Origin of the sequence: Pseudomonas sp. Xaverov 259, from assembly GCF_019352915.1 — a bacterium.
GTDB lineage: Bacteria > Pseudomonadota > Gammaproteobacteria > Pseudomonadales > Pseudomonadaceae > Aquipseudomonas.
Map to the genome: position 1 here is coordinate 315018 of NZ_JAAAFV010000023.1, position 12795 is coordinate 327812.

Annotated in this window: 14 protein-coding genes; 7 read left to right on the forward strand and 7 right to left on the reverse strand. The window is 60.0% G+C overall.

What is annotated here, in order from left to right:
• Positions 1 to 146: 146 nt before the first annotated feature.
• Both K0H48_RS08605 and K0H48_RS08610 read right to left on the reverse strand, forming a co-directional pair.
• Positions 147 to 596, reverse strand: coding sequence for a GNAT family N-acetyltransferase (locus K0H48_RS08605; RefSeq protein WP_219267131.1), 450 nt, complete (start codon positions 594 to 596; stop codon positions 147 to 149).
• Positions 596 to 2239: a sensor domain-containing diguanylate cyclase gene (locus K0H48_RS08610; RefSeq protein ID WP_219267132.1), complete on the reverse strand. Its 1644-nt coding sequence runs from the start codon at positions 2237 to 2239 to the stop codon at positions 596 to 598. Before K0H48_RS08610 ends, K0H48_RS08605 begins: the two co-directional genes overlap by 1 nt.
• 131 nt (positions 2240 to 2370) lie before the next feature.
• Between K0H48_RS08610 and K0H48_RS08615 the strand changes: the two genes are divergently transcribed.
• Positions 2371 to 2976 carry a LysE family translocator gene (locus K0H48_RS08615; RefSeq protein WP_219267133.1) on the forward strand — a complete coding sequence of 202 codons (606 nt, stop codon included), beginning with the start codon at positions 2371 to 2373 and terminating at the stop codon, positions 2974 to 2976.
• A gap of 30 nt (positions 2977 to 3006) precedes the next feature.
• Here K0H48_RS08615 and K0H48_RS08620 read toward each other — a convergent pair whose 3' ends face one another.
• Positions 3007 to 4071, reverse strand: coding sequence for a HoxN/HupN/NixA family nickel/cobalt transporter (locus K0H48_RS08620; protein WP_219267134.1), 1065 nt, complete (start codon positions 4069 to 4071; stop codon positions 3007 to 3009).
• A gap of 142 nt (positions 4072 to 4213) precedes the next feature.
• Between K0H48_RS08620 and K0H48_RS08625 the strand changes: the two genes are divergently transcribed.
• On the forward strand, positions 4214 to 4756 hold the full coding sequence (locus tag K0H48_RS08625; RefSeq protein WP_219267135.1) for a DUF924 family protein: 543 nt from the start codon (positions 4214 to 4216) through the stop codon (positions 4754 to 4756).
• On the opposite strand, the gene K0H48_RS08630 is transcribed toward K0H48_RS08625, so the two are convergent.
• On the reverse strand, positions 4753 to 6192 hold the full coding sequence (locus K0H48_RS08630) for a lipase family protein (protein WP_219267136.1): 1440 nt from the start codon (positions 6190 to 6192) through the stop codon (positions 4753 to 4755). The two genes, K0H48_RS08625 and K0H48_RS08630, sit on opposite strands and share 4 nt — an antisense overlap.
• A gap of 263 nt (positions 6193 to 6455) precedes the next feature.
• Here K0H48_RS08630 and K0H48_RS08635 point away from each other — a divergent pair, with 263 nt between their 5' ends.
• Together K0H48_RS08635 and yfcF are read left to right on the forward strand one after the other, a co-directional pair.
• Positions 6456 to 7334 carry a hypothetical protein gene (locus tag K0H48_RS08635; protein WP_257626882.1) on the forward strand — a complete coding sequence of 293 codons (879 nt, stop codon included), beginning with the start codon at positions 6456 to 6458 and terminating at the stop codon, positions 7332 to 7334.
• A gap of 98 nt (positions 7335 to 7432) precedes the next feature.
• Positions 7433 to 8065: a glutathione transferase gene (yfcF, locus tag K0H48_RS08640; RefSeq protein WP_219267137.1), complete on the forward strand. Its 633-nt coding sequence runs from the start codon at positions 7433 to 7435 to the stop codon at positions 8063 to 8065.
• Positions 8066 to 8068: 3 nt separating this feature from the next.
• Here yfcF and K0H48_RS08645 read toward each other — a convergent pair whose 3' ends face one another.
• A complete protein-coding gene (locus tag K0H48_RS08645) occupies positions 8069 to 8314 on the reverse strand; it encodes a hypothetical protein (protein ID WP_219267138.1) in 246 nt (81 codons plus the stop codon).
• 143 nt (positions 8315 to 8457) lie between these two features.
• Here K0H48_RS08645 and K0H48_RS08650 point away from each other — a divergent pair, with 143 nt between their 5' ends.
• Both K0H48_RS08650 and K0H48_RS08655 read left to right on the forward strand, forming a co-directional pair.
• Positions 8458 to 9102 (forward strand): ATPase, encoded by a 645-nt coding sequence (locus K0H48_RS08650; RefSeq protein WP_219267139.1) that lies wholly within the window; start codon positions 8458 to 8460, stop codon positions 9100 to 9102.
• A gap of 33 nt (positions 9103 to 9135) precedes the next feature.
• A complete protein-coding gene (locus K0H48_RS08655; protein WP_219267140.1) occupies positions 9136 to 9477 on the forward strand; it encodes a hypothetical protein in 342 nt (113 codons plus the stop codon).
• A gap of 132 nt (positions 9478 to 9609) precedes the next feature.
• On the opposite strand, the gene K0H48_RS08660 is transcribed toward K0H48_RS08655, so the two are convergent.
• Entirely contained in the window at positions 9610 to 10356 is a 747-nt protein-coding gene (locus tag K0H48_RS08660; RefSeq protein ID WP_200433656.1) for a creatininase family protein, read from the reverse strand.
• A 30-nt stretch (positions 10357 to 10386) separates the two neighbouring features.
• Positions 10387 to 11100 carry a murein L,D-transpeptidase catalytic domain family protein gene (locus K0H48_RS08665; RefSeq protein WP_219267141.1) on the reverse strand — a complete coding sequence of 238 codons (714 nt, stop codon included), beginning with the start codon at positions 11098 to 11100 and terminating at the stop codon, positions 10387 to 10389.
• A gap of 41 nt (positions 11101 to 11141) precedes the next feature.
• Here K0H48_RS08665 and K0H48_RS08670 point away from each other — a divergent pair, with 41 nt between their 5' ends.
• A complete protein-coding gene (locus K0H48_RS08670) occupies positions 11142 to 12725 on the forward strand; it encodes a murein L,D-transpeptidase (protein ID WP_219267142.1) in 1584 nt (527 codons plus the stop codon).
• The last annotated feature ends 70 nt before the right edge of the window (positions 12726 to 12795 follow it).

The window sequence follows — 12795 nt, forward strand, 5'->3', positions numbered from 1 at the left end:
CAAAAAAGGACACGCATTGTGCCCGCACTTGGATCAGATCGAAAGGTTAGCGGGCGGATTTTGCACGCCAGGTTTTCAAGGGTAGCGTCTGAGTATGACTGTTTATGGCTACGAGACCGGTCTGCGGTAGCTGCAGGTGAGCCAAATCACTTCAAGTACTTGGCGTGAGTGGCGGTGTCATCAGTCACCGAGTGAAACCCGCACTGTAGATAAAACGCTGCGCCCTGCGTTGTGTCTGTAGTCAGGCGCACCGTTTGAAAGTGCATGGCGGCGAATGCCAGCAACTGTTGCACCAACGTTTTTCCAATATGTTGCCCACGCATCGGTGGAGCGACGTAGACGCGGCGTATTCGGCCGTTGTCGGGAGTGGAATACGGATCGCGTGAAGCGCCTCCGATTGCGACCAACTGGTCGTGGCGAAACACCCCCAAAAGGCACTCACCGGGTTGATCAAACCGGGTAGTGCGGTTTTCCCATTCGGTGATAAGCCGCGTGAGGAACCGGAACCCTTCGGCGACGGCCTGCGCGTGCAGCGTGTGGATCTGCTCGGGCAGATCTTCCAGTCGTTTTATCGAAAAGTCTTGGCGGAGATCCATCACGCCACCCGATTACGGCCCGCGCCCTTGGCCTGATACAGCTGCATGTCCGCGCGCTTGAGCAGCGCGGAGGAGTCCCGGTCGGCTGGCTCTGCGAGGCTCACGCCAATACTCACCGTCACATGCCCCACCGTCGCAAATTTCGCGGCTGCCACCGCCGCGCGGATTTTCTCGGCGACCACGTCGGGGCTGTCCGGCTCTTCGACTTCGGGCAGCAACACCGCGAACTCTTCACCACCATAACGTGCGACAAAGTCGGTGGCGCGGGTGTTGCTTTCGATCAGGGCTGCCAGTTGGCACAGCACCTCGTCACCGACCGCGTGGCCGTAGCTATCGTTGACGCGCTTGAAGTAATCGGCGTCGATCAGCAGCAGGGCGAAGGTGCGGCCCGTGCGTTGGAACAGCAGGCTGTTCTCGGCGAGTTTTTCGTCGAAGCGGCGGCGGTTGTAGACGCCGGTCAGCGCGTCGTGGGTCGCCAGGTTGAGCAGGTCGGCGTTGGCCTGGGTGAGGTCGGCCGTGCGTTGGGCGACGGTGGCTTCCAGGGAGGCGTTGGCCTCTTGCAATTGGCGCTCTTTGGCCAGCAGCGATTGGGTCATGCTGGTGAGGGAGCGGCCCAGTTGCGCAATCTCCAGCACTGAGTGTTCCTGAGGGAATGCAGCGCCAGGTTGCTGCTCCTGAACGAGCCTGGCGGATTTGGCCAGGCGTTCGATCGGGCGGCTGAGGGACGAGGCGAGGTAGTAGGCGGCCAGTACAAACGCGACCGCCGCCAGCACACCGAGTATCAGCAATTTATACAGCAGCGTCCGCGCCGGTTGCAGGGCCACGTCCAGAGGCTGGCGGACCATGATGTACCAGGTCATGTTCGCATTGGATGGGCTCGGCACGGCGACCGAGGCGGTGACGTAGCCGTTGCCGGCCCACCAGCCGGAATGGGTGATCAGTTTGCCTTGCGGCATTTGCTCGCCGGCGAGGCTTTCGGGGTAGAGCACCTTGCCGTCGAAGTCGACGATCAGGGCCTCGATATCAGGGATAGCGTCTTTTTGCATCACCGCTGAGTCGACGATCTGCGTGACCCAACTCCAGTGCGCATGCGCGCCCAGCACGCCGATGGTCTCGCCCTGGGCGTTGCGGATAGGTGCGGCAAAGTCGATAAAACGCAATGGCTCGCCGCTGGCCGAACTGGGCAACAGCTTGGCCAGCAATACCGCTTCGTGAGGGTCACCGGTGTATTCGCCGTGCATGCCGGCCTGGAACCAGGGCCGCTGGCCGACCGACTGGTTGACCAGCAACCCGTTGACGGCCTGGAGCACTCGGCCCTGGGCGTCGGCAATGCCCATCCAGGCATATTCGGCGCGCGACTGGGTGCGCAATTCCATCAACGTGAGGATGTCCGGCGTATCCAGGTTGCCCTTGCGCATGATCGGCGCCTTGCTCAGCAAAGACACTTCCAGCTGGCGTTCACGCAGTTGCACCGCCAGCAAGGCCGCAGTCGAGCGTGCCGTGCTCAGCAAGGCATTGCCGCTGGCTTGCTTCATCTGTTCAGTGGCGATATGGCCTACATAAACCCCGACGCTCAGCAGTGTGAGCAGTGACAAACCGGCAAACCATAAGGTCAGGTGAGTACGCAGGCTGGCTTTGATCATGGGTGCTCATTTGAATATTTGTTTTCAGCATAGTACCCGTAATAGATGCATGACCATCAACCACAAACGTTCAAGATTGCGCGCCACCCCGCTCAGTAGACTCGCCTGACTTCTTCTACTGCAGGTTCCCCATGGACATTTTCCTCTACGCCTTCAGCGTCATGTACAGCCCCGGCCCCGTCAACTTGATGGGCCTGAATGCCGGGCTTACGGGCAAACTGCGGCGCTCCAGCGGGTTCTATATCGGCGTGGGCTGCGCGATGCTGTTGATGTTCGTGGTGTTTGGCTACACCGGCGAAGCGGTCATCTCCCGGGCGGCGTTGCCGTATATTTCTTTGATGGGTGGTGTGTACACGCTGTACCTCGCGTACCAAGTGTTCACCGCGCGTACCGAGGTGGATGACGCTTCAAGCTCGCCTGCAAAGACCCTGACCTTCTGGAATGGCCTGGTGATTCAGCTGCTCAACCCCAAGGGCATCGTCGCGGTGTTGCCAATCACCAGCGTGATGTTGCCGGCGGCGCACATTACCGGTGCCTCGATCTTTGGCGTGTCGGCCTTGCTGGGGCTGGGGGCGGTCGGCGCGCCGTGGGTTTATGCCTTGCTGGGCGCGCTGCTGGGGCGGCGGATCAACGGGGCGGCGGCGTTTACCTGGTTCAACCGCTGCATGGGGCTGGCGCTGGCCGGCTGTGCTTATTTCATGTTTCACGCGTTCTACTTGCACATCCTTGCGCCTTGAACCGAGGGCTCGCCTTGGTGGCGCGCAGTTTCAGACCACAGGGCGCTTGACCTCGATGGCGTCAAAGCCTTTCCAGCGGTACAGCATCACCGAGATCGCCCAACTGGCGACAAAGATCGCGATGATGATGTACCCGAGCAGGCCGAAGCTATCGTTCAGCGTGCCGATAAAGCCCCAGAACGCGCCTTTGAGGTCCAGTTGGTCCGAGATCAGCCCCAGCGCCTCGATACTGCCGATCACCACGGCGACGATCACCGACACCAGGGTGATGGTCATGTTGTAGTAGATCTTGCGGATCGGCTTGAGGTAGGCCCAGCCATAAGCGCCGAGCATCAAGTGGCCGTCGAGGGTGTCGACCAGCGACATGCCGGCGCTGAACAGCAGCGGGAACACCATGATCGACCAGGGCGACAGGCCTTGTGAGGCCTGGCTGGCAGAGATGCCGAGCAAGCCGACTTCGGTGGCGGTGTCAAAGCCCAGGCCGAACAGAAAGCCCAGCGGGTACAGGTGCCAACTGCGGGCGATAAGGCGAAACAACGGGCGGAAAAAGCGTGCGAGCACGCCACGGTCGGCCAGCAGCAGGTCGAAATCGTCATCCACATAAGCGCCGCCTTCGCGCACATGGCGCCAGGCCCTGTAGATGGCACGCAGGATGATCAGGTTCATCAGGGCGATCAGCAGCAGAAACAGCGCCGATACCGAAGTACCGATCACACCGCCCACCGTTTTGAAGGTTTCGAAGTGTGCCTGCATGGCCGAGGCTGCGAACACCACGCCAATCGAGGCCAGTACCACCACGGAGGAATGCCCGAGGGAGAAAAAGAAGCCTACGGCTACCGGGCGTTTCTGCTCTTGCATCAGCTTGCGGGTGGCGTTGTCGATGGCCGCTATATGGTCGGCGTCCACCGCATGGCGCAGGCCAAAACCGTAAGCGAGCAGGGCAGTGCCGAGCAGCACCGGGTGGTTGTGGAAGGCCGCCAGCGCCCAGAGCCAGGCCCCGACGTTAAGGGCGATCAATACCCCATAAATGCCAAACAGTTTGCTGCGCACTTGACGATTGGAATCGCTGAAAACCTGGGCAAGACGGTGGATCATCAGGTAAACCCTATGTGCAATGGTGCGACCGCAGGCAAGCTTGCGCGGCTCCCGTGGGAAACTTAATGGATATTGCCGACGTCGATGATGAAATCTGTGCGGCTTTTTTTGGGGTTAAGCGTTGGAGAGGACGATGACGAGCATGCACGAACAATCTGCCGAGGCAGTGATCGCGTTCTGGAAGCAGGCAGGGCCGAAACGCTGGTTCACCAAGGACGACGCGTTTGACGCGACCTTTCGCGAGACCTTTCACGCCACCCATATGCAAGCCGCCCGGCGTGAGCTGGAAAGCTGGCTGGATTCGGCCCACGGCGCGTTGGCCTTACTGATTTTGCTGGATCAATACCCGCGCAATGCGTTTCGCGGCACAGCGCATATGTTTGCCACCGATCCGTTGGCGCGTTTGTATGCGCGGCGGGCGGTGGACGCCGGGTTGGATCAACAGATCGAGCCTGAGTTGCGCGCGTTCTGTTATCTGCCGTTTGAACATTCCGAAGACCCGGCGGACCAGCAGCGTTCGGTGGCGTTGAACCGGCATTTGGATGCCAGCACCTACCATTGGGCCAAGGAACACGCGGATATCATTGAACGGTTTGGGCGGTTTCCCCATCGCAACGCGGTGCTGGCCAGGGCAACTACCCAACCCGAGCAGGCGTTTCTCAAGGCCGGCGGCTTCGCCGGCTAGGCCTCGGCGGGCACCAAGGCTGCCTTGGCGCCCACGGGACGAAAGCGCCGCAAACCCTTGAGGTCGACCGCCCAGCGCAGTGCTTCGGTGGCCGAGGGGGGCGGGCCATGGGTGATCGCGTTTTCATCCTGAGTGAGCGTGCCCAGGTAGCCCTGTGCGCCGCCGCGCTCGCTCCAGTACCGGGTGTGGCTGAGCCAGGAGCGGGCGAGCCAGCCTTTCCAGGTGCCTACGGTGACCGGTAAATCCAGCACGCCTGCACCCATCACCGGTTTGACCGGGCCGCCGACGATATCGCCAAACAGGCCATAGGGCGCCGGGAAGTACAGGTTGGTCCAGCGCGTCACGGCAAACGCCGCCGCGTGGTGCAGGTACTGCGGGGTAAACGGTTTTTGCCCCAGCATCACCGGTTGGCGAGCGTTGTAGCCGTAGCCCTTGGTGTCTTCGGTGGGCGGGCACGCCGGGGCTTCGCGGCGCTCGATGCGTTGTTTGAAGTCACTCACGCTGCGGCCCAACAACAGGCTGGCGTGGGCCATGGGGCTACCCACCGTGACTAAATCGGTGATGCGCCAGGGGTTGCCCAGGCCGCGCTGCTCGATAAACGCCTCGGCCTGCTGTTCACGAAATTTCAGGGTGCTGCCAAGGCTTCCGTCGAGTGCTGCACCGGCGTTGGGCAGAGCTTCCTTGATCACCGGTTGCAGGGGTTCGTGGTCGGCGTAGCGGCGGGCCAGTTCGCGGTTGCTGGGGATGACTTTGGTCAGTTGATCGTGATGTTCATGCCACAGGTAGCCGATGATGTCGTAGGCAATTACGCTGCCCAAACTGTGGCCGACGACGATGATGCGGTCGTAGTCGCCTTTGTTATGCAGGGCGCGCAGCAATGCCACGCCGTCGGCGCGGATCTGTTCGCGCACCACCACATTCTGCGGGTTGGGGCTCAGGTAGCGGGCCGCATCGCCCAGGTAGGACAGCGCGGAATAACGCAGCCCCAGGGCGATGGCGCCGAGCAGCAGCGGCACCAGTGCGAAGGGATTGTCGCTGTGGTCGAACCGGCCCCAGGCCGTGGCGAGGCTGCCACTGGCAATCAGCAGCAGGAGCACCACTACCGTCCAGCGCGTGGTGCGCCAGATAGGCACGATGGCATCGGGAATGTCTCGGCGCGGGCGCTTGAAAATATCCCACAGCCAGCCCAGCAGGTGGCCGACCTTGGTGCCCTGCATCTTGTGGGCCCAGTAATACTCGTAGAAATCGGTGCTGGTGCGGCCGGAGGACTTCAAGACGCGCAGGTCAAAATTGCGCGAAAGCCGGTCTGGCTTGCTCCAGTAAAACGGTGTGCCATCGGGCGTGTCCGCCGGGATCATGGCTTCGACGAAGCCGCGCAAGGTATCCATCGGGCGCTGTTCGCCGATGCCGTGGATAACCACAACTGCTTGTTTCATAAGCTTATCTTCCTTGAAAGCTATGGGTGAGTGTTGCGAGTGACGTAGCGGTTTTGCCGGGAGGTCAAACGATGCGATATTGCCACTAAGTCGCCCGTTTCCGCCAGGATTGCCTTTAACGTGGGCAGCCACCTTTTGCCGAGGAACCTGTTAGTTCTGACAGTAGACTCAGCCTTGGAATGGCTGTGTAGTGCCTGAAGGTCAGCCTCTGCCCGACGCGTTGAGGCTGGAAGAAATGCTTTTAGGCCATAGGAGTCTTGATCATGTCTGATTCAACCAACCCCCCCAGTGACGTGGGTTGCACTGTTGTAACTGATGAGTGTCATAAAGACCATGCGGGCTGCTCCAATCATGGTGAGGATGTGCATATACATGTGCATGTTCATGTGCACCGTCATTGTTGTTCGGCGGCCGCCGCGGTCGTGACCAAGCCAGTAAAGTTGCGGGTTATAAAGTTTGGTTTTACGGCTATCGCAATTGGTAGTTCAAATTACCCAAATTTGATGGCGCAGGTTAACGAGCCCGCAAATTACGGGCCAGACGGGATTTATAATAAAATCCAGTCTGTAAGCGCTACTGATGCCACGGTAGATATTGTTGCTCCCTCTATAACGGCTGCTGAATTGAAGGCTAAATATGATGTGCTGTCTGTCGGGTTACATACCAGTAATTTTACCGTGGCACAGGCAGATAGACTGAAAGAGTATGCAGCATTAGGCGGCGTGTTACTGTTAGCCTGCGACAATGGCACCGCCGTAGGCATGTTGAATGTTTTACAGCGATTTGGGCATACCGGTACGCTTGCTGGCGTGCCTGTTGTGGGGGTTTACAGTGGCTTATCTTCCACAACGGAAAACTTGAGCAGCTATTTCGGCAACTCTTCAGGCGTGACAATCAAGGGGTCTGCATCACTTGCAGTGACTGCAACACAACTTCCCCCAGGCAGCAAGGTGTTGGCTACTTTTGGTGCTAATATGCTTTTTTGGTTGGTAGGCGGCACGATGGGCCGAGTGATCGCATTCAGTGATATTGAACTTACCACCACTGAGGTTTCAGGCACCACGGTAGACAATGGGCAAGAGAAGTTCTTGAATAACATGATGGGCTATGTATTTGATCAGGTGTTGGCAAACGCTGGATAAGGGCTCGCATTCCCACTTGGAATACCCCCATAAAAATCGCGCATTGTCTTTCCAACTGCCGATCTCGTAGCGTGGGCATTCACCCAAGGAGAGCCTTTATGCTGTCACCGTCTTTGCGGCTTTATGTCGATGCTCAATACACCAGCCCCTACGCCATGTCGGTATTCGTCACCCTGCTGGAAAAGGGCCTTTCCTTCGAAACCGTCACCCTTGACCTGGACACGGCGCAAAACCAGGCAGCGGAATTTGTCCAACTGTCCCTGACCCAACGCGTACCCACGTTGGTGCAAGGCGACTTTGCGTTGTCGGAGTCTTCGGCAATCAGCGAATACCTGGATGAGGCCTACCCCGATACCACGGTGTACCCGACAGAGCCAAAACAGCGCGCGAGGGCGCGCCAGGTGCAGGCGTGGTTGCGCAGCGACTTGCAGGCGATTCGCCAGGAACGCTCGACGCTGGTGGTGTTTTACGCGCAGAAAATGCCGCCGTTGTCGCCCGCCGGTGACACGGCCGCGCACAAATTGATTCAGGCGGCACAGGCGTTATTGGCAGGCAGCCCGGCGTACCTGTTCGGCACGTGGTCAATTGCGGATGTTGACCTGGCCGTGATGCTCAACCGTTTGATCCTCAACGGTGACAACGTGCCGGCCGAGTTGGTGGCCTATGCACAGCGCCAATGGCAGCGGCCCTCGGTGCAGGCCTGGGTCAACCTGCAACGTCCGGCGCTTTAAGGGTTACAGCCATTCCTGGGCCACACGCCGGTCCAGGTCTTCCCAATCGGCCATGCCCAGTACCCGCATGGTGTTCAAGCCGCGCAGGTAGCCGCGCAGTTGCTGGGCGCTGGCGCAACGCAGGTCGGCGTCTGCGGTGTCGTCCTGCAGCACGTTTTCATAATCGACCAGGTAATCGGCGACCCGCTCGCGAAACTCCGGCAATACGGCTTCGCGGATGCGGTCGAAGGTTTTCTGGTGGGGCTTCATGGCGTGGTCCTTATAGGTTTTATGGGGTTAGGCTGCCTGACACTATCGGTTCAAATGATAGTCACCATCAAGGATCACAAGTTCTGTTTTTGTGCCAAAAGCGGACAATCACGCCATCGACACGCTGCTCAAGGAAATGCGCGATGAGGACGATAATTCAGCTGGGCCTGATGGTACTGATGCTTGGCACGGCAGTGCTGGCCAACCCGGCGATTGCCGATGATCTGCGTACCGGCCATTTGCTGCCCCTCGTCGGTAGCGTAGACTCCCTGCGGCACGCGCAATCGGTGGGGGTGTTGTACAGCGAAAACACCCGCGACAACCTCAGCTACCTTGAACGCTACCACGCCATGGCCATGAACGGCGCCAAGGATGCCCTCGACGGGCGTATCCGCCAGGCGTTCGTCAACAGCTCCGATCCGGAACTGGCGATTGATTGGTTAATGAGTTCGCTGCAGGGCACTTTTCTTACAGTCACTGTCTATAGCAGCCTGGATGAACTGGTGCAGGCGCACCCGGATGTGGTGGTGGTGCTCGATACCCACAACCAACTGTTGACCCAGCGTAACGATCAGGTGGAGGCGCGCTTTGTTGCACGGTTCTATGACGCGAACCTGCAATACATCGCCAAGGCCGAAGGCTCGGTGCACAAGCAAGTGCCGTCGGTGTGGGTGCATGACAAGGCGGCGCCGGAAATTGCCGCACAGATTGAACAGCAGCGTGATGTACAGCTTGATGCGTTGAAGCAGTTCGATGTGTCGCTCAAGGCGTTGGTACGAGCCGGTTGATGTGAAACTTTCTTTTTATATTCAGGATTTTATATGCGCGCTTTTTTCGTCCAGGCCTTGGCTGCAGCCCCTTTGTTGCTGACCGGTTGTATCACCGCTCCCAACGCTCCGAGCTTGACTCTGCTAACTGACAAGACCCCGGAAGGCTATGTGCAGTGCGTATTGCCCAAGCTTGAAAAGCACGGCATTACCTCGACCGTGACCCAGAACTCGCGTCACGCCAAAGTGGTGTTGACCAGCAAGATTGCTGCCGATGATGTGCTGGAAGCCTACAAATCCCAGGATGGCACCAAGGTGTTTCTGTATGAGCGCAAGCCACTGGCATCGGCGATCAAGCCATCGCGGCTGGAGTTGGCGGCGCAGGATTGCAAGTAACCCTGGTAGGCGCACAGATTTAAATGTGGGAGCGGGCTTGCTCGCGAAAGCGGTAGATCAGTCAGTAGCTATGTGGACTGATACTCCGCATTCGCGAGCAAGCCCGCTCCCACATTGTGCTGTGTGTTCGGCTTAAGGTTTGGCTTCGTTGCTGAAGGTGTTTACGGTGTTGACCAGCCCTTTGGCCGCCAACGCCACCAGCTCACCGCCTTTTTCTACCGTCGCCAGTGCGGGATCAGAACCCATGCGGCCATCCGGGAAGCGTGCGCGAAAATCCAGTGCCTCGCGGATCGGCCCGGTGTTGGCGATTTGTGGCGAATACTCCGCCGACTTGATCGACTCCGGGTACGCCCATTGCGTCACCGCAATCTCCGACGGTGTGGCATGGCTGCCGTGGCCCACCGGGAATTGGCGGTGGGCCAGTTCGTTGACGCCCTCCAGGTCCCACCAGTTCACCAGCTTGAGCGCAAACCCGGCTGGGCGGCGGGCGTAGCTGGCTTCGGCGTACAGCTCGGAAAAGGCCGCTTCGATGGTGGCGATATTGCCGCCGTGGCCATTCAAAAACAGGATCTTCTCGAAACCATGCCCGGCCAGCGAGCGCACCCAGTCGCCAATCGCGGCGATAAAGGTGGAAGGGCGCAACGAAATGGTGCCGGGAAAGCCCAGGTGGTGCTGGGCCATGCCGATATTGAAAGTCGGGCCGATCAGGATGTCGGCGTTCTTCTGTGCCTCATGGGCGATGATTTCCGGGCACATCCAATCAGTGCCCAGCAGGCCGGTGGGGCCGTGCTGTTCGTTGGAGCCGATAGGGATCACCACCGTGCGGCTGCGCTCCAGAAACTGCCCGATCTCGATCCAGGTGGATGTATGTAGAAGCATGCGACGCTCTCTTTTATCTGTGGGGACAGGCTAACCACCACGGATTGTACGACTACTGGCCACTTGTTGGGGCTTGCAGTTCAAGTACGTCGAGGACTTCAGCCAGCGCTGGTCCGGGTACCAGGAGAACATGAACTGCCCATCCTTGAGCTTGTCTACCACCTGGCGCGCCACTTGCGGGCGCACGGCCGGGCAACCCTGGCTGCGGCCGATACGGCCTTCGCGCTTGCTCCACGCCGGGTTGACGTAGTCGGCCGCATGAATCACCAGCGCGCGGTCGCGGGCCTGGTCATTGAAGCCTGGCTCCAGGCCGTCCATGCGCAACGAGTAGCCGTGGGTGCCCAAGTAGCTTTCCTGGGTGCGAAACAAACCCAGGCTGGATTGGTGGCTGCCTTCCCGATTGGAGAATTGCGTGGCGAAGTTTTCCCCGGATTTGGCACCATGGGCCACCAGGTCGCGCAGCACCAGGGTCTTTTTGCGCAGGTCGAAGATCCACAGCCGACGGGCGGTAGAGGGCTGGGAGTAGTCAATGACGGCCAGGCGATCCGAGCGTTCCTCGCCGTTATTGACCGCGCATTGCACCGCGCCCAGGGCGCTTTTCAGTACAGTGGGATTGAGTTCTGGAGCCGAGCGCGCCAGGCTGCTATACAAAGTAGGAGGGTTGGCAGTGGCGGCGAGCGCAACAGTGCTCAGCGTAGCCAGGGTCACGGCGATCAAGCCGACGCGGCATATAAAAGTCAGCATCTACAGTACATCCCCCCCGCTGTGGATTGGAGTTAAGTCAATTGTTCAAAAAACACGCATGTTACTTGAGCATTTGCCTGCTCGTTGCACCATTGGTCGCGACAGCTGATGAGCTGCCGCTGGACGCTGTGCCGGTGGTTTCAACCAGCCCGGTGCAATTGGCCCTTTCTCAACTGCCCAGCGTTTGCCCCAACCTTGCCGCGCAGACAGACGCTACGGCCCAAGCGCGCTTGCAGGCGCTCTACCAGCAGCAGGGCAATGTGCCGTTGTGGACCGATGAGCGCCGCCACGCACTGCAATCTCAGTTGCTGATGCTGGCCGACGATGGCCTGGACCCCACCCACTATAGCCTGCCTACCGTGGAGGCTACGGGTAACGTGCTGTGCAGCGATATCGGCAGCAGCCGGCAATACCTGCAGGCCCTGCAGGATTTGCATTACGGGCGCCTGCAACAGTCGCGTTTCGAGCCGCTGTGGCATTCTCAGCCACCCACCCTCGACCCCAATACCCAAGTGCTGGCTTTTGCCGCTGCCGGCCTGCAAGACATGGCCCAAGCCTTTGACCAGGCACGCCCCAGCGCCGACCTGTACCGCAGCTTGCGCAATACCTATGCCACTGTGCGCCTGCAGCCGCTGCCCCACTGGGACCCGGTTGCCAACGGGCCGCTGCTCAAGCCTGGCATGGAAGACCCGCGCGTGCCCGAACTGGCGCGGCGCTTGTACAGCGGTGGTTACCTGGCCAAGGCGCCGACGGGCAACAGCCAGCAGTACCGTGACGAGTTGGTCAAGGCGGTCAAGGCCTTCCAACTCAGCCATTCGTTGCAGGCCGACGGCGTGATTGGTGCCGGCACCGTGGCCGAACTGAATATCAGCCCGGCGATGCGCCGCGACCAGTTGCGCATCAACCTCGAACGTTTTCGCTGGCTGGCCCAGGACCTGGAGCCCGAAGGCGTAGTGGTCAACGTTGCGGCCGCGCAACTGAGCGTCTACCAGGCCGGTATCCCGGTGTGGCAAACCCGCCTGCAAGTCGGGCGTGCCGAACGCCAAACGCCGCTGCTCAAGTCGCGCATCACCCGGCTGACCCTCAACCCCACGTGGACCATCCCGCCGACCATCATGCGTGAGGACAAACTCCCGGCCATCCGCCTCAACCCCGAATACCTGCGCCAGCAAAACCTGCAAGTGCTCGACGCTCAAGGCCGCCCACTCACGGCCGACCAGGTGGATTGGTCGCGCCCCGGCAACATTCTGCTGCGCCAGGAGGCCGGCCCACGCAACCCGCTGGGCCGCATCGTGATGCGCTTCCCCAACCCTTATTCCGTTTACCTGCACGACACGCCGAGCCAGCCGCTGTTTACCAAAGGCCCACGGGCCTTCAGTTCGGGCTGTGTGCGGGTTGAGCAACCGATGATGCTACGCGACCTGCTGGTAACCCCGGCCGAACGCACGCGCACCGAAGAATTGCTGGCCACCGGCACAACCCATGAATTCAGGCTGGCCACACCGGTGCCGGTGCTGTTGGGTTATTGGACGGTGGAGGTCGATCGCCAAGGCGGGTTGGTGTACTCGCCGGATATTTATGGGCGTGACCCGGTGTTGGTGAAGGCGATGGGGGCGGTGCTCTGAAGCTCGATGTGGCAGATGGACTTACTGTGGGCTGGCCTACTGTGGCAGACGGGTTTGTTGTGGCAGGGGG

Excerpts from the sequence above, each read along its gene's own strand:
- K0H48_RS08605 (WP_219267131.1), bottom strand. The coding sequence starts at position 596 with ATGGATCTCCGCCAAGACTTTTCGATAAAACGACTGGAAGATCTGCCC.
- K0H48_RS08610 (WP_219267132.1), bottom strand. The coding sequence starts at position 2,239 with ATGATCAAAGCCAGCCTGCGTACTCACCTGACCTTATGGTTTGCCGGT.
- K0H48_RS08615 (WP_219267133.1), top strand. The coding sequence starts at position 2,371 with ATGGACATTTTCCTCTACGCCTTCAGCGTCATGTACAGCCCCGGCCCC.
- K0H48_RS08620 (WP_219267134.1), bottom strand. The coding sequence starts at position 4,071 with ATGATCCACCGTCTTGCCCAGGTTTTCAGCGATTCCAATCGTCAAGTG.
- K0H48_RS08625 (WP_219267135.1), top strand. The coding sequence starts at position 4,214 with ATGCACGAACAATCTGCCGAGGCAGTGATCGCGTTCTGGAAGCAGGCA.
- K0H48_RS08630 (WP_219267136.1), bottom strand. The coding sequence starts at position 6,192 with ATGAAACAAGCAGTTGTGGTTATCCACGGCATCGGCGAACAGCGCCCG.
- K0H48_RS08635 (WP_257626882.1), top strand. The coding sequence starts at position 6,456 with ATGTCTGATTCAACCAACCCCCCCAGTGACGTGGGTTGCACTGTTGTA.
- yfcF (WP_219267137.1), top strand. The coding sequence starts at position 7,433 with ATGCTGTCACCGTCTTTGCGGCTTTATGTCGATGCTCAATACACCAGC.
- K0H48_RS08645 (WP_219267138.1), bottom strand. The coding sequence starts at position 8,314 with ATGAAGCCCCACCAGAAAACCTTCGACCGCATCCGCGAAGCCGTATTG.
- K0H48_RS08650 (WP_219267139.1), top strand. The coding sequence starts at position 8,458 with ATGAGGACGATAATTCAGCTGGGCCTGATGGTACTGATGCTTGGCACG.
- K0H48_RS08655 (WP_219267140.1), top strand. The coding sequence starts at position 9,136 with ATGCGCGCTTTTTTCGTCCAGGCCTTGGCTGCAGCCCCTTTGTTGCTG.
- K0H48_RS08660 (WP_200433656.1), bottom strand. The coding sequence starts at position 10,356 with ATGCTTCTACATACATCCACCTGGATCGAGATCGGGCAGTTTCTGGAG.
- K0H48_RS08665 (WP_219267141.1), bottom strand. The coding sequence starts at position 11,100 with ATGCTGACTTTTATATGCCGCGTCGGCTTGATCGCCGTGACCCTGGCT.